Source organism: Nonomuraea sp. B19D2 (genome assembly GCF_040137845.1).
Taxonomy (GTDB): Bacteria; Actinomycetota; Actinomycetes; order Streptosporangiales; family Streptosporangiaceae; genus Nonomuraea.
In genome coordinates, this window is the sequence record NZ_JBEFAK010000006.1 from 274811 (window position 1) to 295156 (window position 20346).

Annotated in this window: 19 protein-coding genes; 10 read left to right on the forward strand and 9 right to left on the reverse strand. The window is 69.7% G+C overall.

The annotated features are described in order from the left end of the window. Window positions 1–8: 8 nt before the first annotated feature. Window positions 9–356 carry a luciferase domain-containing protein gene (locus ABN273_RS14410; protein ID WP_349449257.1) on the reverse strand — a complete coding sequence of 116 codons (348 nt, stop codon included), beginning with the start codon at window positions 354–356 and terminating at the stop codon, window positions 9–11. Window positions 357–624: 268 nt separating this feature from the next. On the opposite strand from ABN273_RS14410, the gene ABN273_RS14415 reads away from it, so the two are divergent. The 3 genes from ABN273_RS14415 to ABN273_RS14425 all read left to right on the forward strand — a co-directional run bounded on the left by ABN273_RS14415 (window position 625) and on the right by ABN273_RS14425 (window position 3339). Continuing rightward, a complete protein-coding gene (locus ABN273_RS14415; RefSeq protein ID WP_349449258.1) occupies window positions 625–1455 on the forward strand; it encodes a glycerophosphodiester phosphodiesterase in 831 nt (276 codons plus the stop codon). Window positions 1456–1549: 94 nt separating this feature from the next. Next, entirely contained in the window at window positions 1550–2254 is a 705-nt protein-coding gene (locus ABN273_RS14420) for a ThuA domain-containing protein (protein WP_349449259.1), read from the forward strand. Window positions 2255–2256: 2 nt separating this feature from the next. Beyond that, the gene (locus ABN273_RS14425) at window positions 2257–3339 is read left to right on the forward strand and encodes a Gfo/Idh/MocA family protein (protein WP_349449260.1); all 1083 of its coding nucleotides are present in this window, start codon (window positions 2257–2259) and stop codon (window positions 3337–3339) included. A 67-nt stretch (window positions 3340–3406) separates the two neighbouring features. Here the strand turns inward: ABN273_RS14425 and ABN273_RS14430 are convergent, their stop codons facing one another. From ABN273_RS14430 to ABN273_RS14440, 3 genes are all read right to left on the reverse strand, one after another. Continuing rightward, entirely contained in the window at window positions 3407–4432 is a 1026-nt protein-coding gene (locus ABN273_RS14430; RefSeq protein WP_349449261.1) for a WxL protein peptidoglycan domain-containing protein, read from the reverse strand. A gap of 357 nt (window positions 4433–4789) precedes the next feature. Further along, window positions 4790–5317 (reverse strand): hypothetical protein, encoded by a 528-nt coding sequence (locus tag ABN273_RS14435; protein ID WP_349449262.1) that lies wholly within the window; start codon window positions 5315–5317, stop codon window positions 4790–4792. 898 nt (window positions 5318–6215) lie between these two features. Next, a complete protein-coding gene (locus ABN273_RS14440; protein ID WP_349449263.1) occupies window positions 6216–6536 on the reverse strand; it encodes a hypothetical protein in 321 nt (106 codons plus the stop codon). A 122-nt stretch (window positions 6537–6658) separates the two neighbouring features. On the opposite strand from ABN273_RS14440, the gene ABN273_RS14445 reads away from it, so the two are divergent. Continuing rightward, window positions 6659–7960: a hypothetical protein gene (locus ABN273_RS14445; RefSeq protein ID WP_349449264.1), complete on the forward strand. Its 1302-nt coding sequence runs from the start codon at window positions 6659–6661 to the stop codon at window positions 7958–7960. Window positions 7961–8754: 794 nt separating this feature from the next. Here ABN273_RS14445 and ABN273_RS14450 read toward each other — a convergent pair. After that, window positions 8755–9363 carry a Uma2 family endonuclease gene (locus ABN273_RS14450; protein WP_349449265.1) on the reverse strand — a complete coding sequence of 203 codons (609 nt, stop codon included), beginning with the start codon at window positions 9361–9363 and terminating at the stop codon, window positions 8755–8757. 313 nt (window positions 9364–9676) lie between these two features. Between ABN273_RS14450 and ABN273_RS14455 the strand changes: the two genes are divergently transcribed. Beyond that, the gene (locus tag ABN273_RS14455; protein ID WP_349449266.1) at window positions 9677–10099 is read left to right on the forward strand and encodes a RidA family protein; all 423 of its coding nucleotides are present in this window, start codon (window positions 9677–9679) and stop codon (window positions 10097–10099) included. Between the two features lies 1 nt (window position 10100). Here ABN273_RS14455 and ABN273_RS14460 read toward each other — a convergent pair whose 3' ends face one another. After that, entirely contained in the window at window positions 10101–10736 is a 636-nt protein-coding gene (locus tag ABN273_RS14460; protein ID WP_349449267.1) for a hypothetical protein, read from the reverse strand. 132 nt (window positions 10737–10868) lie between these two features. Here ABN273_RS14460 and ABN273_RS14465 point away from each other — a divergent pair, with 132 nt between their 5' ends. After that, entirely contained in the window at window positions 10869–11528 is a 660-nt protein-coding gene (locus ABN273_RS14465; protein WP_349449268.1) for a methyltransferase domain-containing protein, read from the forward strand. After that, window positions 11525–12313, forward strand: a complete 789-nt coding sequence (locus ABN273_RS14470; RefSeq protein WP_349449269.1) for a class-II aminoacyl-tRNA synthetase family protein — start codon at window positions 11525–11527, stop codon at window positions 12311–12313. Before ABN273_RS14465 ends, ABN273_RS14470 begins: the two co-directional genes overlap by 4 nt. Before the next feature lie 36 nt (window positions 12314–12349). Here the strand turns inward: ABN273_RS14470 and ABN273_RS14475 are convergent, their stop codons facing one another. From ABN273_RS14475 to ABN273_RS14485, 3 genes are read right to left on the reverse strand one after another with little or no spacing between them, the layout of a single operon-like run. After that, a complete protein-coding gene (locus ABN273_RS14475; protein ID WP_349449270.1) occupies window positions 12350–13927 on the reverse strand; it encodes a bis-aminopropyl spermidine synthase family protein in 1578 nt (525 codons plus the stop codon). A gap of 35 nt (window positions 13928–13962) precedes the next feature. Beyond that, window positions 13963–15207, reverse strand: coding sequence for an aminotransferase class III-fold pyridoxal phosphate-dependent enzyme (locus ABN273_RS14480; protein WP_349449271.1), 1245 nt, complete (start codon window positions 15205–15207; stop codon window positions 13963–13965). Window positions 15208–15222: 15 nt separating this feature from the next. Further along, window positions 15223–16773 carry a GMC oxidoreductase gene (locus tag ABN273_RS14485; protein WP_349449272.1) on the reverse strand — a complete coding sequence of 517 codons (1551 nt, stop codon included), beginning with the start codon at window positions 16771–16773 and terminating at the stop codon, window positions 15223–15225. 317 nt (window positions 16774–17090) lie between these two features. Between ABN273_RS14485 and ABN273_RS14490 the strand changes: the two genes are divergently transcribed. Genes ABN273_RS14490 through ABN273_RS14500 form a run of 3 tightly spaced genes read left to right on the forward strand, consistent with a single transcriptional unit; the run spans window position 17091 to window position 20343 of the window. Beyond that, complete coding sequence (locus ABN273_RS14490) at window positions 17091–18053, forward strand: ParB/RepB/Spo0J family partition protein (protein WP_349449273.1); 963 nt, start codon at window positions 17091–17093, stop codon at window positions 18051–18053. Continuing rightward, on the forward strand, window positions 18053–19462 hold the full coding sequence (locus ABN273_RS14495) for a condensation domain-containing protein (RefSeq protein ID WP_349449274.1): 1410 nt from the start codon (window positions 18053–18055) through the stop codon (window positions 19460–19462). The genes ABN273_RS14490 and ABN273_RS14495 overlap by 1 nt, the downstream gene beginning before the upstream one ends. Beyond that, window positions 19459–20343 (forward strand): hypothetical protein, encoded by an 885-nt coding sequence (locus ABN273_RS14500; protein WP_349449275.1) that lies wholly within the window; start codon window positions 19459–19461, stop codon window positions 20341–20343. The genes ABN273_RS14495 and ABN273_RS14500 overlap by 4 nt, the downstream gene beginning before the upstream one ends. Window positions 20344–20346: the final 3 nt, after the last annotated feature.

A 20346-nucleotide genomic window follows, 5' to 3' on the forward strand; every position in this document is an offset into this window, starting at 1 on the left:
CCCGGTCCTTACGCGGCGTGCGCCTTGATCGCCACGCTGGTCAGGGCGAGAAGCAGGTCGAGGTCGGGCTCGGCTTCGACCTTCAAGGCCACCCATGCGTGGTCGGCGCACAGCTGGACCTGATCGCAGCCGCCCAGTTCGGGCTCCAGCCGTTCGATCACGGGCTTCGTCAGGCGCAGGCGCACCTCGTCCGTGCCGGTCAAGCGCAGGATCTCGATGCCCCGGACCGCGAACGCGACGCCGCGCCGGGTGTCGCGCCCCTCCAGCGCCGGCCAGGACAGCAGCTGGGTCACCGCTCGGGCCAGATACGGCCCGCGGCGTAAGGTCGATCTCCGCCTGGCGGAAATGACTGCCACGTAACCATGCTGCTGCACACCGCCACGCCCCCGCTATCGTCCGTTCCTCAACTGTTATCCGCTGGAGAAGATCGGCCTACGCGATCGACGAATCCTTGGCCGGCGGCCCGCCCTCGTCAACCGTGTTTCCGGCGCGGCAAAGAGTTCGTGCTGATATGAGCGACACGCCGGGCGAAACCGATCGCTCCTCCTACCTACTGGGCACTTTCCACTCATTCGACATAAGAGACGCTTTGTCGGGTTCGGGTTGCTAGCCCGAGGAGGAAACATGTACCGCCCGCTTGGTGCCGCAGTCACTGCTGCCCTGGCCGCTCTGGCACTCATGCCGGAGGCTGCCCACGCATCGCCGTCGGTCGACAACATCGCGCACCGAGGCGGTGCGGCGTACGCGCCCGAGAACACCATCGTGGCCTGCGCCATGGCGCGGATGCAGCGGGCCGACGCGTGCGAGTTCGACATCCAGCAGACCAAGGATCAGCAGCTCGTCCTGATGCACGACCAGACGCTGTCCCGTACCACCAACGTCGAGCAGGTCTTCCCTGATCGGTCCCCGTGGAAGGTCGCCGACTTCACGCTCGCGGAGATCCGGCGGCTGGACGCCGGTTCGTGGTTCTCCTCGCGGTTCCGCGGCGAGAAGGTGCCCACTCTTCAGGAGGCGCTTCAGGCCATGAGGCGGTACGGCGTCGGGCTGCTGCTGGAGATCAAGCACCCGCCGAGCAGCGCGGGCATCGACCAGCGGGTGGCCACCGAACTGCGCGAAAGCCGTTCGGTGTGGAGCGGCCGCGGGCTGGTCGTGCAGGCGTTCGACTGGAACGCGATGCGGGCCTTCCACCGCATGATCCCCGAGGTCCCCATCACCCTGCTCGGCAAGCCGGACCTGAGCAAGCTCTCCGAGCTGGGCACCTTCGCCAAGGCGCTCAGCCTGCCGCGCTCCAGCCTCACGCCGGACGTCATCAGGACGGTGCACGGCAGGGGCATGCGGGTCTACACCGGGCCTACGGACCGGCCTGTCGTCATGCGTCGCCTGCTCTCGTACGGCGTCGACGGCATCATGACGAACCGGCCTGGCGAGCTCGACAGCATCCAGCGGTACTGGTAGGTCGCGAAAAATGGGGAGTACCAGCCTCTTCATATAGTTCATTCATAAATGCGACGATTGGAGTCGTTTGTCCCCCCGAGCGATAGGCGAATGCATGACAGACGAACGCGGGCGAAGGGCCCTCGTGGTGCGGGGCGGCTGGGAAGGGCACGCCCCGGTCGCGGCCACCGACCTCTTCGTGCCCTTCCTGGAGAAGCACGGGTTCGAGGTGCATCGGGCGGACTCTCCGGCGCCGTACGCGGATCCGGCGTTCATGTCCGGCGTCGATCTCATCGTGCAGTGCTACACGATGGGCACGATCGAGTCGGCGGAGCTGCGCGGTCTGGAGGCCGCGATCCGGGCGGGCACGGGAATGGCGGGCTGGCACGGCGGCATCGCGGACTCCTTCCGCAACTCCTCCGACTACCTGCACCTCATCGGCGGGCAGTTCGCCTGCCATCCGGGCAAGGATCCGGCCGAGCGGGAAGGCACGCAGGCTGACAACTACGTGCCGTACACCGTGAACATGCTGCCCGAGGCGGCCACGCACCCCATCACCGAGGGCATGGCGGACTTCGACCTCGTCACCGAGCAGTACTGGGTGCTGACCGACGACTACATCGACGTGCTGGCGACGACGACGCAGAAGATCCGCCCGTGGGACCCCTGGCACCGGGAGGTCACCTCGCCGGCGATCTGGACCCGGCAATGGGGGAGCGGACGGATCTTCGTCACGACCCCCGGGCACAGCCTCGACGTCCTGGAGAACGACAGCGTGCGCACCATCATCGAGAGAGGAATGTTGTGGGCCAGCCGGTGAACGTGGGTGTTGTCGGATGCGGTGCCATTTCGGCCCAGTATTTCCAGACCATCGACCGGCTGCCGCAGTTGCGGCTGGTGGCCGTCGCCGATCTGGACCTCGACCGGGCGCGGGAGGCGGTCCGGCCCTATGCGGGGGTCGACGTGGTGAGCGTGGCGGAGTTGATGGCGGATCCGCGCGTCGACGTCGTACTCAACCTCACCGTTCCGGCCGCGCACGCCGAGATCGCGCTGCAGGCCATAGCGGCGGGCAAGGACGTCTATTGCGAGAAGCCCCTTGCCGCGACCGTGGCGGACGCCGGGCAGATGTTGCGGGCGGCCGACGCCGCCGGGGTGCGTGTGGGGTGCGCGCCTGACACGGTGCTGGGCACGGGTACGCAGACGGCGCGCAAGGCGATCGACGACGGGCTGATCGGCAGGCCGATCGCGGCGACCGCGACGATGATGACGCCCGGCCACGAGCGCTGGCATCCCAACCCCGACTTCTACTACGTCCCCGGCGGCGGACCCCTGCTCGACATGGGGCCCTACTACATCACCAGCCTGGTGACCCTGCTCGGGCCGGTGACGACGGTCGTCGGCGCCGCCAGCCGCACGCGCGCCAAGCGCACGATCGGCTCGGGTCCCCGCCGCGGCGAGGAGATCCCGGTCACCGTCGACACCCACGTCACCGGAGTGCTCGTACACGCCTCGGGGGTGCTGACCACGCTGGTGATGAGCTTCGACGGGGCGGCGACCAAGGCGCCCAACATAGAAGTGCACGGCGAGAAGGGCTCGCTCGTCGTGCCCAATCCCAACCACTTCGACGGGTCCGTCCTGGTGTCGGGGGTGGGGGAGGAGGGCTGGCGAGCCCTTCCCGATTCGGCCGGCTACATCGGGGCCGGGCGCGGCATGGGCCTGGCGGACTTCGCCGCGACCCCGGCGGACGAGGCGCCCCGTGCGGGCGGATCGCTGGCCTTCCACGTGCTCGACGTCATGGAGTCGCTGCTGGCGTCGGCGCACTCCGGCGCGGCGGTGAGCATCACGAGCACCTGCGAGCGGCCCAGCCCCGTGGACCTGCTTCCGGCTCAAGGCACGCAGGTTTAGGCGGCCGGCGGCGCGCTTCCGCTCCGGGAGCGCGCCGCCGACCGGTTCGGTCAAGGAGTGACGATCGCTAGTCGGTCGGGTGGGTTGCGCGCTGCCGCTGTTTTCGCTGGCGGACCAGCAGTGCCAGAAGCGCCGTGAGGATCAACGCTCCGATCACCATGAGCGCGATGGCCCAGAGGGGGACAGTGCTGTCCGGGAGCTCGGTGTATGCGCCCTCGCCGGTGTGGATGAATGTTTTGGGGGTCCGGGACGGTAGTTCCACGGTGCCGGACCAGACGGCTGCCGGGCCGGTGCCGGTGCGCATCCGGACGGTGCACGGCAGGGAGCCGCTGCTCAGGCCCTTGGCGTTGATCGGCAGTACCGCGCTGGTGCCGGGCAGGACCGTTCCCATGATGACGTCGTAGGAGTGGGTCTTGCCGTCCGCCCTGCAGGAGATGGTTCCCTTGGCCCTGGCGAACGTCTGCCCGGGATTGTGCACCGGGATGGACAGGCGGGGTGTGGGCCCGACCCATCCGCCCGACACCGCTGAGACTGCCAGGGCTGTCTTCATCTGTGAGAGTGCACCGACGGTGACAGCGACACCCACGGTGACTTGCTTGACGATGATCGCTTTGGCTGATGCCTTTCCGTTCGAGCCGACCCGGACCGCGCTGGGTGGCCTGGCGGATTGGACTGTGATTCCGGTGAGGTACTGCGCCGGCTGGGCGTCAGCGGGAACATGGACCCGGAATGTCAGGGCCCTGCGTTCGCCGGGGGCCAGGGTGACCGTGGTGGGCAGTCCGGTCATCCAGCAACTGGCGCCGCTACATTTCCCGGGGATGCTTTGGTAGGCGGAGCCCGAATTCGTCGCGGTGACACCGCTGGAGATGGTGAGCTTCAGTCGCTGGGTCCTGGATCCTTCGTTGCTGATGATCGCTGTGTCCCGGCTCGTCCTGCCGGGCGGCACGGTCAGGTCGAAGTACGAGCGCGCCTGACCGGCCGAGGCCAATGACGGCTTGAGACCGAACGAGTCACCGTCCCCCACGGGGCTGGCCGCATGGGCCGGGGCGGCGGCGCCCACCCCGGCGACGAGCGCGAGGACGGCAAGTGACACGAGACCGACGGCGGCATGCGGCACGCGCGGGCGTCGGGCACGTGATGGTTTCAATGCGATCGCCTCCGGACGTTCTGCTGTGCTTCGGTTTCACGGTCCGCGACGCGACGGTCACGGTTACTCCACACCGGTGACATCGGCCCTTGTCTTCGGTATCGCCGCACGTGGCACGAGGGGGGAGGCTCGACGGGGAACACCGACGAGCCTTGCCGCGCATCAGACGGCCGCCGACGCGGAACACCACACCGTCAGCCGACAGCCAGGCGCCCTCGGCCGACACCCCGGCGGCGCAGAGCAGTCCCTTCGCCTTCGAAGAGATCACGCTGTCTCGCCGCCTCTCAGACCCCAATGCCAGGCTCAGGGCCCGGAGATGATCGCCATCGTGATGGTGGAGGTGTAGGAGCCCGCCGAGGCGCTGGCCGGAATGTTCACCCACCAGCCGACCGGATTGGCTGCTGTGCTGCCGCCGATGACCACCTCCCCGAGTCCGGACGCCGCGGCGGCGTTGTAGATGGTGACCGGGGTGGGGGAAGCCGCCGCTGTGGTGATGGCCACCGGATATGTGATCGAGTTGGTGGGCAAGGTGCATGTCCCGCTACAGGTAGCGGTCGGCGCATTGGTCGAGGAGATGGAGCTGGTGCTGCCGTTCGTCACGAACGTGCCGGCGTTTGGAAGCGTGAAGGTTCCGTTGGTGAAGGTCGTGGCGGAAGTCGTGACGTGCCAGCCCGTCCCGCTGCCGGTGGCGTCATTGACCGTGTACTGCTGGTCCGCAGCAGTCGTGTCGACCAGGCTCTGATTGTTGCCGTTCAAGGTCGTGGCCCAGGACAGCGACGCCGGCGCCGCCAGCGTCAGCGTGCCCGCGGTCAGGGCGGCCGTAGCAGTCAAGGTGCAGTCGGTGGTAGTCGGCGACCCAGGGGCGCACGGAGCCGCGCTCGCTCTGCCTGACAGCAGAGCGGCGGAGCCGGCAACCACAACGACCACCGCGCCCAGCGCTCGCGAAAACCGTCGCATCAGCATCATCCATCCCCCGGTGATGTCCCAGTCGGGACGCCTATGTCTACTACGGATTGTGATGCCAGTTTCACTGTTAGTAATCATCCATGATGGGATGCGACACCAGGTGTCGGCAACGAAGCTGTCATGAAGTAGACGCGATTGTCTTGGACCAGTTCAGGGCCTGTCCTTCCAGGACAACTCCACGCCACAGGAGACCGGATGTGCAACACCGCTTTCCGCGCCTCCAACACCGTCCTGACGCTTGAAGCTGGCGCGCAGGTCCTGGTCGGCGATTGGTCTATTGCTCTGGCTTGACCTGTACTGACTCTCCGTTGTCCTGGCATCTGATCTGATGAACTTGTCTCTTGAAGATCCGGTCACCATCCGGATGCTTGCGCGGCGGGCCGCCAAAGGGGGCAGGGGGCAGTGGCGCTAGGTTCAGGCAGGCGCGTGCTGACGAATGCGCTGCAGGTATCGATGGGCATCGTTCTCAGTGGGGTGCTGGTGTGGCAGACGTAGACTTGGCGTTCTCACCGGCCGACATTGAGCTGGCAGGATCTGCTTCGATCAGCAATGAGGCGGCCGGGCAGACGATGTCCCCAGGAAGCGGCGCCGTTGCCAGAGCCACAGAGCAGGCTCCTGCCGGTCTGACCAGATCGCTGCTGGACCGCGGATCCGGCCATGCCGGGCGGCACGCAGGACGGTTCGATTATGGATGTGGCCGTCGTCTATGAGGCGCAGAGCAGCCGAGACAGTGCATGTTAAGGGCATTGGCGGGCCAGAGAGGCTATCGCCTACCGGTTGGCTCGCTCAGCGTGGCCGTAAAGCAGATCGTGGTGGACACAAGGGCCGCGGACCAGTAGTACATAGTCAACGTCGCGACCGGGAGCGGGGCGGGATGGCATGTCACTACCTCGGCCACGACCTTCACCGCCGGTTCCCGCACACTGCCAGACAGCGGCACCTTCGTGACGAATGGCAGCATCATCTCGGTAACCGACACCGGTCTCGGATAGATGACCATCGGGGGCACGGCTGCCCACCCGATCGGCTGGTAGGAGTACGTTCCGGCCAACGCAGCAGCCGGAACGTACACCTCGACGATCACGATGTTGATCGTTTCCGGGCCATGAGCTGGCCGCGGCTGGTCATGTTCTTGGAAGTGGGCGTCGATTGAGCGCGTCTGGTCGGCGGCAGACAGCCTTGTCGGTGCTTGTGATGCTCTGGTGCGTGGTAGGCCTCATCGGGCTCGTTCCCACGGCGAGCGCCGCGACCCTCGCCGACGCCAGGTGGACGACGTCCAAGACGAAGACCGGTGCCACAGGTGTCAGCTATACCTTTTCCTTCACGGCGGCGACGACTTCATCGCTCAGCTCGGTCACGATGACCGTCCCGTCCGGGACGGCGGGAAGCGTGAGCGTAGGGACGGTCAGTCCTGCCGACGTCGCGGGCGGCAGTGTCTCCCTCACCGGCACGACGCTCACCTACTCCTTCACTCCTGTCACGGTCGCCTCAGGCACGGCCGTCTCTATCCAGATCAACGGACTGACCAACACCACCACGGTCGGCACCTACACCTCCACGGTCTCCACGATCAACGCTGGAAGCTCGGTGGACACCGGAACCACCAGTGCGGTGACCTTCACCGCCGGCGCTCTCACCCAGCTGGGCTGGTCTGCTTCGTCCACGACGATCGGCGCCACCAACGCCAGCTACACCTTCACCTTCACCACGGCGACCACCAGCGTGGCCATCACCTCAATCACGATGACCGTTCCGCCCGGAACTGCGGGAACGCCGACTCTAGGCACAGTCACCCCGGCCGGCCTGGGCGGCACTGTGACCCTCTCGGGAACGACGCTGACCTACTCGGGTATCTCGCTACTCCCGCTAACTCCCACGGCGTTCTCGATCCAGATCAACGGGCTGACCAACACCACCACGGCCGGCGCCTACACTTCAGCGATCGTCACCAGAGGCGCGGCGGGAGCCCTCATCGACTCCGGCGTTACCCCAGCCGTGTCCTTCACCGGCACCCTGAACGTGGCTGCGCCAAGTTCACTGACCTTGGCGACGACGCTGACCGGGTCTGACCAGGCCATCGTTGACGTGGTGCCGGCGGACCAGCAGTTCACCGTGGACGACGAAACCGCTTCTGGAGCCGGATGGCACATCACCGTCTCCGCGACCACGTTCACCACCGGTACGCATAGTCTGCCCGATACGGGCACTTTCGTGTTCACCGGCAGCACCTCCTCAGCCTCCGCGGCCACAGCGCCGAGCGTGACCTGCGTGACCAGTTGCACGCCCCCCAGCACCACCACCACCTACCCGGTCGCCATCACCACCGCCGCTTCTTCCCCGACACCAGCCACCGTTTACGCCGCGTCCGCTGGCAGCGGTCTGGGTTCGGCCACGCTCGGCGGCAGCACCACGCCCCACCCCATCGGCTGGTGGATCAACGTCCCTGGCAACGCCCGGGCCGGCACCTACAGCTCGACAGTGACCGTGACCGTCGTGTCGGGACCATGAGCCAAAGGCGGCACAGCATCCAAGGGTGATTACGTGCTGTTCCACAGCCTGGGCCAGGACGGCGAAGCTGAGCCGGTCCATCCGGTGTCGCCATCCTGATCGCCGCGGCGATGTTGCTCTTGTTCCGCTTCCGCCGTTCCCGCGCGCGTGCCTCCACCTCGGCCCCCGCCAACGAAGATTCACGAGCTCCACGGGCTGACACTAGGCCATGGACGGTGCCGTCATGGTCGCTGGTCGTCTCGGTGAACGTCACCACATCGTCGATCATCGACTCGACGTGGTGTGACAGGCGAGGACGACGGCCGTTTCCGTCCACGACCTCGGTGGCGTTCGAGGGGTTCCACTCTTCCCCACGCGCGCATGAGGGTTGCACGCTCGAAAGCGAACTGCCCGTCGTCACGTAGTGCCCTGCGGGCACCCATTCGAAGTCACCGCGTTGCCGGGCCCGGTCGAGTGCGGCCAGGTCCGGGTCGAGCCCGACGAGCCGCCTGCGGTGCTCGAGCCGGGGTCGCCTGCGTCCGGCTCGACCACCTGATGTTCCGCCAGCGCGAGGCTCAGGTGCAGACTGCTCTGGGCCGGCGCCTGCCTTGGTCGGTGACGCAGTTTACGGGGCTGCTCATCTCACTGCTGTGCCCGCCGGATAGGCGTGGCCGCCGGATAGTCGCATGCGGCGCGGCCCTGATCGCGCAAACGTCACAAAGCGCCTGATCGCCGAGTTCTCCCGGGCGACCGGCGCCCGCGCACCCCGCTGAAGGAGCGCGTGGGCGACCTGTCCGAACGCGAGACCTCAACCGTCACAGCCGTTCGAGCTCGGCGAAGGGCACGCGGAGTTTCAACTCCTTCGGCAGGACGACGTCCAGCGTGTCCCGATGAACGGCGGCAAGCTGGTAGTTACGTCCGGACCAATCGAGGCGGTATTCCTCGATGGAATGGACCCGCGCTCCAGCAAGGACCACGATCAGATAGACGGGGATACGCTGTGCCGCGTATTCGGCTTTCTTGTCGTTGAAGTCGGTTTCCGAGTTGGTGCTGACGATCTCGATGACCGTGAGCACACTCGCCGACGTCAACCGGGTTCCTGGCTCCAGACACCGCAACACGGTGATATCGGGTCGGCGAAGGGTGAACCGTCGCCCGGTTTCGGCCACATGCGCGTTGGCGTAGTCATAGCGCATATCGGTGTCCTGCAGCACGTCCAAGCAAGGCGCCGCAGGCCGCGCCGACTTCAGCGCCCATGCCAGGTTCAGTGATACTCGCTGGTGCTCAGGAGTGGGTGACTCACAGAAGATGACGCGCCCGTCGACGACCTCAACAGACCGCGCGACATCCTCCGGCAGCGCCTCGTACTCCTCCTCCGTGATGAGAAGACTTTCAGGGTCACTGGCCCAGATCGGCACTGACATGATCATCTGCTCCTCATCCGGTTCAGTCCATCATATGGGAGAGCCGTCTACGGAGGCCTTCTGCGATCTTCTGGATCTCGGTGAGGGCCGCGTCGAGCGCCTGCCGATGTGGCGGCGGCGGATGATCACCTCGGCGCGCTCCGGTCGGGCGTCGCCCTGGTATCCGTAGAGGGGGCAGGGCGGTCGTCATCCAATGCTCGGCCCCAAAGGTCTCCCCTTGGTCAACCGGTAAGATCGACTCATACACCATGTGCGGGGGCGTGACCATGGGCCGCGTCCCCGTCGAGTGTGTGGAGCGTTCTAAGGAGTGTTGATGAGTGCGGGTGTCAGGCTGATCCGCAATGCCGAGCTCACGCAGGCAGTGGAATACGCGTACGCGTCCGTCGTCGACGCGCCCGTGCGGTCCGTCTGGGTCGCCGGGGCGTGCCCGCTCGACACCGACGGCAACACCGTGGCGATCGGGGACTACGCCGGCCAGACCCACCAGGTGATGCGCAACCTTGTCACCGCGTTGCGCGGTGCGGGCGCATCGCTGACCGATGTGGTCAAGACGACTGTGTACGTGGCCTCCGCCGAGCAGGCCGACCTGGTGACAGCATGGAAGGTCTACCGGGAGTACATGGGCGAGCATGACGTTCCCAGCACCCTGCTCGGCGTGACGGTGCTCGGATACTCCCACCAGTTGGTCGAGGTCGAGGCGGTCGCCGTGATCGACCGGCCCGCGGACGCCGGCTGACTCAGTGACGGGCGCGTCGGTCGTGCAGCTCGACCGGCAGCACGTCCCATGACGAGGCCAGCCGCGTCAGCTCACCGGCGAGGTCTCCGCTCGCCGCACCGCCCCAATGCTCGTCCGGGCGGAAGTGGACGACCGTTCCCGTCGTGCCGTCGTCGGCGATCGACACCAGATCGGTCACGGGAACGCCGTGTTCGTAACGCTGCGTCCACGATCCGCCTTGGCGGCGGTTGGTATGGACGAGCCACTCGCTGAGCGCCGCGACGACGGACATGCCGCGGCGCGGATGGCCGTCGGGGAGCACCTGCGCGTCAGGGTGGTCGAAGAACCTGAGGTCCTTCGACGCCATGATCGGCTTCTTCACGGCGCGGCCGTCGTCGTCGGGGCGGGTGTCGGTGCCTCGCCCGCGATCCGCCACCGACACCGAGCCGTCGGGGTGGAGAGCGACGGTGCAGTGCCCGCCGTTGTCGCTGCTCTCCGCCTCGTCGGCCGCGTACGCGACGACTTCGAGCACCAGGTGCCGGAGCCCGCCGGGAGCGAACGCGACGGCGTTCTGGCGGATATGGGTGAGGTGCTCGATGTCCACGCCACTCGACCAGTCGTGTGTCGTGTTACGCCAGGAAGCCCGTGATGTGCCCACCGGAGGAGCCTATGCCCCAGGACGGCGTAGTCGCGGCCGCCCGGTGGTCCCGTTGTCTCCGCTCAAGTCGTTTCTTGCCCGGTTTCGGGCGGGGGTGCGATGCTGCTTGATCACGACCGAGGGGAGTGCGGGATGGGCGACCTCCGGCCGTCGTCATGGGGAGTCCTGGCGAGGGCCGAACCTTTCAGCGACTGCTTCGGCTACGACCGTGGCACCCCCATCGACCGCCGCTACATCGAGGCATTCCTGACGGCCGGCGCCCACCTGATCCACCCGCCGCTGCTGGAGGTCGGCGAGGACGTCTACGCGCGGCGGTTCGCGGCCGGCGCGGTGGAGACCGACGTCGTGGACATCGACCCGGACAACGAGGACGCCACGCTGATCGCCGACCTGTGCGAACAGGATTCCTTGCCCGCCGCGCGCTACCGTTGCGTCCTGCTCGTCCAGACCCTCCAGTACGTACGGGATCCCCGCGCGGCACTCGTCAACGTGCGGCGCAGCCTGGCGCCCGGCGGCAACCTGCTGGTGACGGTGCCGGGGATCAGCCGCACCGACCCCGTGGACGACGCCCTCATGGCCGACCGGTGGAGGTTCACCCCGGCGGGGCTGCGCGACCTGCTGGCCGAGGTGTTCGGGCCCGACTCCGTACGGTGCCGCGGCTACGGGGGGCTGCGCGCCGCCACAGCATTCCTGTACGGTCTGGCCGCCGAGGAGATCGGTCCCCTGGACGAGAGCATGGAGGATGCGGAGTTCCCCATCGTCGTCTGCGGCACCGCACGGGCCGGAACGTGACCGCGGTACCGACCCCGGCGCCCGGGGTGATCCTCATCGCCGGGGCGGCCGAGGAGCTGCTCTCGGACGTGGTCCGCGCCTTGCGGCGGTTGTGCGCCGGCGAGTCGGAGCGCCACCTGCGGGCACCGCCCGTCCTCGACGCCGCGGTGGCGGATCGGGCGGGCTACGCCACGTCGTTCCCTCATCTGCTCGCCGCGGTCAGCCAGGGCGGCACCGCCACGGATCTGGTGCTGACACCCGCGGCCTGCTACCACGCGTACCCCATGTACGAGGGGCGCGTCCTGGCCGGGCCGGAGGAGCTGACCGTGGTCGCCGACTGCTACCGCCAGGAGGCCACGACGGAGCCCGGCCGGCTCAGGTCGTTCCGCATGTTCGAGACGGTCCGGCTGGGTACGCCCGAGCAGTGCCTGACCTGGCGTGACGACCGCCTCGACCGGCTCGCCCGCTGGCTGGAGGCCCTGGGCGTGAAGTCCGAGGCGTGCCCGGCGAACGACCCGTTCTGGGGCCGGACGGGCAGGTTGCTCGCCGACGCCCAGCGAGCCGACGGGCTCAAGTGGGAGCTCGCCGCCGACGTCGGGGAAGGCATCCGCCAGGCAGTGGTGTCCGTGAACTACCACAAGGAGCACTTCGGCGCGGCGTTCGGCATCCGGGCCGCCGACGGGACGCCGGCGCACACCGCCTGCCTCGGCGTCGGCCTGGAGCGGCTGCTGCTGGCACTGCGGCACGCCCATGGCCCCGTGCTGGAGCGCTGGCCCACCTCGGTGCGTGACGCCCTGACGCAGTGAGCGTGTACCGCCGGCGGTACACGCCGTCGCTGTAGGTCAGCTCGCCTCCGCCGCCTCGCGCAGCGTCGCGCGGACCGCCTCGCCCAGCTCGGCGAGGCGGTGGAGCGGCAGCTCGAGGGCGGTGACCCCGTCGGCCCAGGGAGCGAACCGCAGCACGATGTCGCGCGCCTGCCGCTTGGTCAGCCCGTCGTGGGCGCCGATCAGCCCCTCCCGCCAGGTGTTGACCAGCTTGCCGTGTGCCCGGTCGAGCAGCCTGCGCAGCAGGAGCTCGGCGGGGTCGCCGGCGGGCGGGCGGCGGACGGCGTCGACGGCGGCGCCCTGGACGCTGATCTCGTAGACCGGCGACAACAACGCGGCGGTCTCTGTCACGTCGCCCGGCGGCTCGGCGATGAAGGCGCGGACGTGGTCCGCCCGGGCCGCGAGCAGCAGGCGGGGCAGCGCCGCGTCCAGGCCGGCGGGCACGGCGACGGCGACCCGCTCGGGCGCGGCGGCGTACGGCTTGGCGAGCCAGGTGGCCAGGCGCACCCGCGGCGTCCGCGGCAGGAACCCGGCAGGCCAGTCGCCCACCAGCAGGTCGGGCGCGAAGTCGGTGGCCTGCGCGAGCAGGCGCTCGTCGCCGGGTCCTGTCTTGCTCTCCACCGCCTGCGGCCCGTGGGTGTAGATGGCGGCGGCGAACCGCTCCACCCGGGCGGCCACGGCGGGCTTGGTCTTCGTGGTGGGGCGCAGGATGTAGAGGTCGGCGGCCGAGCCGATGGCTTCCGCCCCGAAATAGCGATTGAGATCGGGATACATGGCTTCGTAGGCCAGGTTGAGGTCGTACAGGGAGCTCTGCACCTTCAGGGCGAGCATCGGCGTGCGCTCGCTGGCCCCGTACGCCAGCATGACCCGCCCCTGCTCCGGGTCCTGGAGCCCCTCGACACACCTGGCGACGAACAGGCCGATGCCCTCCGGGGTGTAGGGCGGGTCCGTCACGGTCACGTCGGCGTAGCCGTGGAGGGACGGCGGCAGGCCCAGCCGCAGGTCCGCCCAGCGCGTACGCACGGACAGGCCCAGGTCGGCCGCGCACCGGTCGATGTAGGCCAGGATGCGCTCGTCGATGTCGGCCACCGCGATCTCGGTGCCGGGGTAGAGGGACGCGATGGCGAGCGAGGTCAGGTCGTGGTCGCCGACGCACAGCACGCGCGCCCCGGGCGGCCAGGACCGCGCGCCGAGCAGCAGCGCCCGCCGCACCACGGTCTCCGGGGTGGCGGAGACGTGGTCCAGCGCCTGCCTGGCGCGCGGGGCCCCCGCGATCAGCTTGGCCATCCGTTCCACCAGGTCCGCGTGGCCGGACAGGAGATGATCGACCGGTCCTGCGGGGCTGACGGGCCGGCGACCGGTGTCGATCAGTGCGCGCACGCGTGCCTGGGACAGGCGGAAGCGGTCGCCGGAGCGCTCCGGGTGGACCTCACGGAGCACGGCCTCGATCGAGCGCCTGGAGACGGCCGTCCGTCTCACCAGATCGGGGAGCGTCCACCACGAGCCGTCGCCCAGCACGGACAGCACTTCGGCGGCGCGCCTGGGATCCAGGCCGGTCGCCGCGGCCAGGTTGCGTACGTTCTGCTCCTCTTCCACAGCGAAACCCTAACGGGGCGGGCACGCCTTCGCGATCAAGCCGCGGAGCGCCACCAGCGCTCGACCGTCTCGCGGGTGGCCGCGAAGTGTTCGGCGGCGTACTGGACGGCCGCTTCCACGGCAGCTCCAGGCGTCCGCGCGCCGCCGTCAGGGAGAGCGCGGGCGGCCGCATCCAGGAAGCCAGAGATGTCCTCGTCCGTCAGCGCCGCCGACGGCATGAAGCGCTGGCCGTACGCCATCGGGTAGCCGCTCTCCTGCAACCCCGCGAAGAAGCGCCGCCCCAGCTCCGGATCGGCGAAGACGACGTCGAACATGGTCGGCCAGGCCCGCGCCCACGCCGCCACGGACGCCTCCTCGAACAGGCCGTCCAGCCCGCGCATGAGCCGCTCGCCCGCCGCCCGCATCGCCTCGACCGCGGCCCCGCCGGCGCTCGCGTCCAGCGTCGCCAGCGCCGCCGCGAAAGGAGTGGACTCCCGCTGGTAGGTGTTGCCGAGGTGGGTACGGCGGGCCGCCTCCATGACCGCGGCGCCGCCGGCGACGGCGGAGAGCGCGAAGCCGTTGGCCAGGCCCTTGCTCAGCGTGATCAGGTCGGGGCTCACTCCTGCGGCGGCGTGGTAGCCGCCCCAGGCGTAGCGGAAGCCGGTCATGACCTCGTCCACGATGAGCAGGCCGCCGTGGGCGCGGGTGACGCGCTCGACCTCGCGGAGGAACGCGGGCGGGAAGACGTTCACCTCGGGGGTCACGATCACCGCGGCCAGGTCGCCGCGCCGCCGCGCCAGCCGTTCGAGCAGGTCCAGGTCGTAGCCGAAGTCCGCGGTGTCGGGGTCGCGGTCGGCCAGCCCCATCGCGGGGCGGTACTGCAGCTGCCAGTCGTGCCACCCGTGATAGCCGGAGGTGAGCACCGTGCGGGCGCCGGTGTGCAGCCGGGCCAGGCGGACGGCGGCGGTCGTGGCGCAGGACCCCGTCCGGAAGAACTCGACGGCCTGCGCGCACGGGAAGATCTCGGCGATCCGGCGGGCCACCTCCTCGCGCAGCGGTGAGGTCGCCTCCGGCAGGATGCCGCCGCGGTGCAGCTCCGCGACCGCCGCGTCCACCACGGGCCGGTACCCGGCGCCGAGCGGCGCGGCGCCGCTGCACGACGACAGGTCCACGTGGCAGCGGCCCTGCGTGTCCCACACCCGCGCGCCGGACGCCCGCTCGAACGCCGGCCCCGAGCCGGGCAGCGCCAGTGCGCTCACCTGCCGGTCGGTGACGGTGGGCGTGGGAGCTGTACGGGCCATGGGTTCTCCCTCGAATCAGATGGTGGCCGTCGCCAGGTCCCGGGCGATCCGCCGGGCGATTCTGGAGGCGTTCGCCAGGATGGTCAGCGTCGGATTCACACCGCCGGGATAGGGAAAGAATCCGCCGTCCACGACAAAGACGTTTTCCTGGTCGTGGATCCTGCCATAGGCGTCGACCACGGAGGTGCGGGGATCGTCTCCCGCCCGGCATCCGCCGTGCAGATGGCGGCTGCCGCGTTCGTATCCGGATTCTTCGAGCCTGATATCGCCGGCCCCGGCGGAAATAAGGAGTTCGGTGGCCTGTTCGGATAGGTAATGGAGCCGTGCCGCATCCAATGGGTGCGTTTCGTACTCCATCAGTAACTGTCGTGCGCCGAGTCCGTTTCTCTTGTTGGACAGGCGTACCCGATTACGCCACATCGGCTGGTCCGCGGCGAGGTAGTGCACACGCAGCGGCATTCTCCCGTCGCGGGGAGCGCGTTCGGCGGGGCTGGCCTCGTACATGATGCCGCCCAGGCCGCTGGGGCAGGCGTCGTCGAGGTAGTGGTCGGAGAAGGACACGGTCGAGAACGGCCCGCCGGAGCCGTGGGCGGTCCTGGCGGGTTCGGCGACCGTGCCGGCCGCGTACCCGCTGACCTTGAAGCAGAGACCGCGCCCCACGACGTCGTGGCGGTTGCCGAGGCCCGCCGGTGACCAGCGGGAAGGGGAGCGCAGGAGGAGGGCCGAGGACTGTACGGCGTTCGCGGCCAGCACCACGCACCGCGCCCGGGTCGTGTGCCGGACCTCGGCGCGCTGGTCGAGCCATTCGACCGCGCCCGCCCGGTCGCAGGCGGAGGCGTGCACGCGCAGCGCCCTGCTCCCGGTCGCCACCATGAGCGAGCCCTCCTCGACGGCCGGGTCCAGCAGCGTGGCGACCACGTCCGCCTTCGCCCCGGAAGGGCAGGCGTGCTCGTTGCACGGGCCGCAGCGATGGCAGGCGGGGCGGCCCCGGTACGGGGCGGAGTTGATGAGCAGCGGCGTCGGGAAGGGGCGCAGGCCCATGCGGCGCCCCGCGCCGGCGAGCAGGCGACCGTGCGGGCTGTAGGCGTGCGGCGGGAGCGAGGCGGCGGCGCCGTCGGGTTCGAGTGGATCGGCGCCGCGGGTCCTGGCCACGCCGAGCAGGCGCTCCACCTCGTCGTAGTGCTCGCGCAGGTCCGCGTACGCGATGGGCCAACGGGGATCGAGGGCGTCGTCGGCGACGTGCTTGCGGGCGTCGAAGTCGACGTGCCGGAGCCGGAACCCGATGCCGGCGAACAACCCCATCCCGCCGCCCAGGCCCCGCGCCGACCACGGGCGCCCGACGGGGGCCGGCCGGCGCCGTGCTGACCGTACGAGTGCGGGCTCCCATTCGGGTTCGAGGGCCTCGAGTGTCGCGCCGGGGCCGATCCTGTCGCCGTCCTCCAGCAGCAGCACGCGCAGGCCGCCGCGGGCCAGCAGGTGAGCCGTGACGGCCCCGCCGGGACCGCTGCCGATGACGCACACATCGGCCGAGCGATAAACGGCCGAGGCGTCCCGCACAGCGCTCACCCGCTCCTGGAGTGCATCAACTTTCGCAATGGCCACAGGCTAGCAACGAACCCGGCGATCACGTCAAACAGCTGAACATTACTACTTGTCACGGACGCATGACAGATAGCAGTAATTGAAAGATGTAGCAATTAGGTAGAAACTGGCTGACCAAAGCTCGGGTTATGGACTGGGAGCGATCTTGTGTGCTCTCATATGGCCCTTGCGAGCCGTCGTCCCCATGGGCGCGGTTCGCACCGGTGGCCGTCTCACACACCGGGAGTAATGTGGGAGTTCAGTCAGACTGTGAAAGCGACGGGCCGCGTCAGGTTTACGCGGTGCACATCAAGCTGCTGAAAAGGGGAGACTCGCCACGCGTCCTGGGAATGGACGACGAACACGTCCGCCGCCTGGCCGACGTCGAGACCGAGCTTCCGCCCATCCTCGTGCACCGCGAGACCATGCGCGTGGTCGACGGGATGCACCGACTGGGCGCGGCGATACTCAACGGCCGGCAGATGATCGACGTGCGCTTCTTCGAGGGCAGCGACGAGGCGGCCTTCCTGGCGGCGGTGCAGGCCAACACCACACACGGGCTGCCGCTGTCGTTGCAGGACCGGCGCGTGGCCGCGCTACGCATCATCGAATCCCACCCGGCCATGTCCGACCGGTCGATCGCCGAGGTCACGGGCCTGTCGGCGAAGACGGTGAGCGGCTTGCGCCGCTGCTCAACTGTGGATTCTCCACAGTTGAGCACCCGCATCGGCAAGGACGGCCGCCGCCGCCCGCTGAACGCGGAGGAGGGGCGGCTGCGCGCGGCCCGCGTGATCGCCGCCAATCCGGACGCCTCCCTGCGGAAGATCGCTCAGGACGCCGCCGTCTCGGTCGGCACCGCGCATGCCGTACGCCAGCGGATCCGGCGCGGCGAGGACCCCATGGCGCCGCGGACGACGGAGCGGCTCACCGACGCCTCCAGGCCGGCGGCCGCGAACACCGCCGAACGCCGCCGCCCGGACCAGAGAACGACGGACGTGCTCCTGCGGCTGCAGTCGCTCCAGCGCGACCCGTCGCTGCGGCTCTCGGAGGCCGGCAGGCACCTGCTGCGCTGGATGCACAGCCACGTGATGGCCAAGGACATGCGGCCGGACCTGCTCGACGCGGTCCCCTCGCATCTGGCTCCGATCGTGGCCGACATGGCGCTGCAGTGCGCCGAGATCTGGATCGACTTCGCCCATGACGTACGGGAGCGCCTGCAGGACCAGCCGGAGCACCCGTCCCGTTCGCAGGCAGGAGAGCGGTAGTGGAACGGCGATCGGTGGAGTTCACCCGGCAGAGCACCGGATCGGGGCCCGCCACCTGCGGGCAGGTGTCCATGTGGCTCGACATCACCGACAAGGACCCGCGTGAGGCGTTCTTCAACCCCTCCGGCGAGGTGGAGGTGCCGTCCGGGCTCACCGTCGAGGACGTGCTGGACGAGCTGTGCGCGCTGATGGGCCGGCACGAGTCGCTGCGCACCTTCCTGACCGAGGACGCCGGTGGCCGGCTGACGCAGACGGTGACCGGCTCGGGCCGGCTGCCCGTGGACCTCGTCGACCTCGGCGCCGGCGGGCAGGGGCTGTGGGAGGCGCTCGCCGGACGCCAGCGGGTGGTGGAGCGGCTGCCGTGGGACCTGTCCGCGGAGTTGCCGTTGCGTCCCACGATCTTTCACGGCGCGGGCGAGCCGCTGGCCGTCCTGCTGAGCGTGGCGCACACGGCGGCGGACGGCACAGGGGTGCGCAACCTCGTCGCCGACCTGGCCGCGCTGGTCGAGGCCCGCGCCAAGGGGCTGGACCGGCCGCCGCCGCCCGCCGCCCGGCAGCCGCTGGAGCAGGCCCGCTACGAACGGTCCGCCGAGGGTGATCGGCGGCTCGCGGGCGCGCTGGAGTACTGGCGCGCCAGGCTGGCCACGATGCCGCCCACGGCGTTCCCTAAGGCCGGGGAGCCTGGCCTGCCGTCGTACCACGCGGCGGTGCTCTACTCCAGGGCCGCCGATCTCGCCCTGAACCTCCAGGCGAAGCGGTACGACCTCAGCGGCACGGCGGTCCTGCTCGCGGCCACGGGGCTGGTGCTCGGCGCGTACACCGGGATGCCGGCCTGCGCCGTCCAGCTCATCTGCGCCAACCGCACCCAGGAGGCGGAGCGGCGCGCGGTGGCCTGCATGATCCAGGGCGCGCTCGTCTCGCTGGACCTGCGCGGGGAGAGCTTCGGCGACGTCGCCGCACGGGCCTGGACGGCCTCCGTCCGCGCCTACCGCAACGGCCTGTACGACAAGCGGGAGCTGCGCCGGACCATCCGGTCGGTCGAGGCGCAGCGCGGCGTACGGCTCGACCTGTCGTGCGTGCTCAACGACATGCGCGAGGAGATGCGCCCGGGCCGCCGGCTGGCCGGCCCCGCCGACGAGGCGGCCGTGCGGGCCACGCTGCGGGACAGCCTGTTCCGGCCGGAGCCCGCGGTGGAGCAGGAGAAGTTCGCCCTGTACGCGGAGGACACGCCCGAGATGCTGCGGCTGACCCTGCACGCCGACTCCCGTTACCTGGACGCCGGGGCCGTGCGTGACGTGCTGTTCGGGATCGAGCGGCTGCTGGTCGAGTCGGCGTTCGGCGAGGTCCGCCCGGACGAGGTGGGCCGCCTGACCGGGATCGCGGCTCCCCGAGGGGAGGGGACGGCGTGAGCGCCGGGCCCGCCGTCAGCCTGAGCGGGCTGGACGAGACGCTGCGGTCGCTGCGGCTGGTCCCGGACGACGCCCGCTGCTTCGAGGTGCCGTGGAGTTCGGCCGAGCGCGACTACGGCCTGCCACCCGACGTGCTGCGGACGATGCTCGCCGCGGGGCTGGGCGAGCGGAGCGGATTCGACCACTTCGACCTGCTCAACGTCTCGCTGGACCTGGGTGTCCGGTCCCTGTGGACGTTCGGCCCGGCCTCCTGGGCGAAGGGCCTGCGCGCGAAAGCAGCCGTGCGCGCCGAGGTCGAATTCGTGCCGGAGTGCGCGCACGAACCCGACGAGGGCCGGGAATGCGACTTCCAGGTCCTGCTGCCCACCGGATGGGCACCCTGCCCCGGCGGTTCGGCCGCCGCCCGCTTCGAGTTGCCGGCCTCGTGGCCCCGGCCGCAGCCCCGCGCCGCGGAGCTGCTGGCGGAGTTCGGCCGCGTCAGGTTCGTCCGCCTGCCCATGACGGTCGGGCTGGACCTGGACTTCGTCGAGCGCACCGGCATCGCGGACTGCACGGGCGGCTCGCTCTTCCTGGTGCGCGAGGGGCGCCGCCGCGGTCTGCCGATCCGGCTGGCCCAGGGCGTGATCCTCTCGCCGCCGTTCTCCGTCCTGCACTACTGGGCCGAGATCGAGAACGACGGGGTGTGGGTGCCGCACGACCCGCTGATCGTGGGGGCGATGCTCCGCTGGGGGCTGCTCGACCCCGCCGAGTGGGACGTGCTGCGCTCCACCGGAGCGATCCTCGCCCGCGTCTCGGGGGAGATGGGGCCGGTGGGGCTGGACGCCGGCCGCCCGGCCGGGGTGTCCTTCGCGACTGTTGTGCAGACCGGATCGAGAGGATGAACG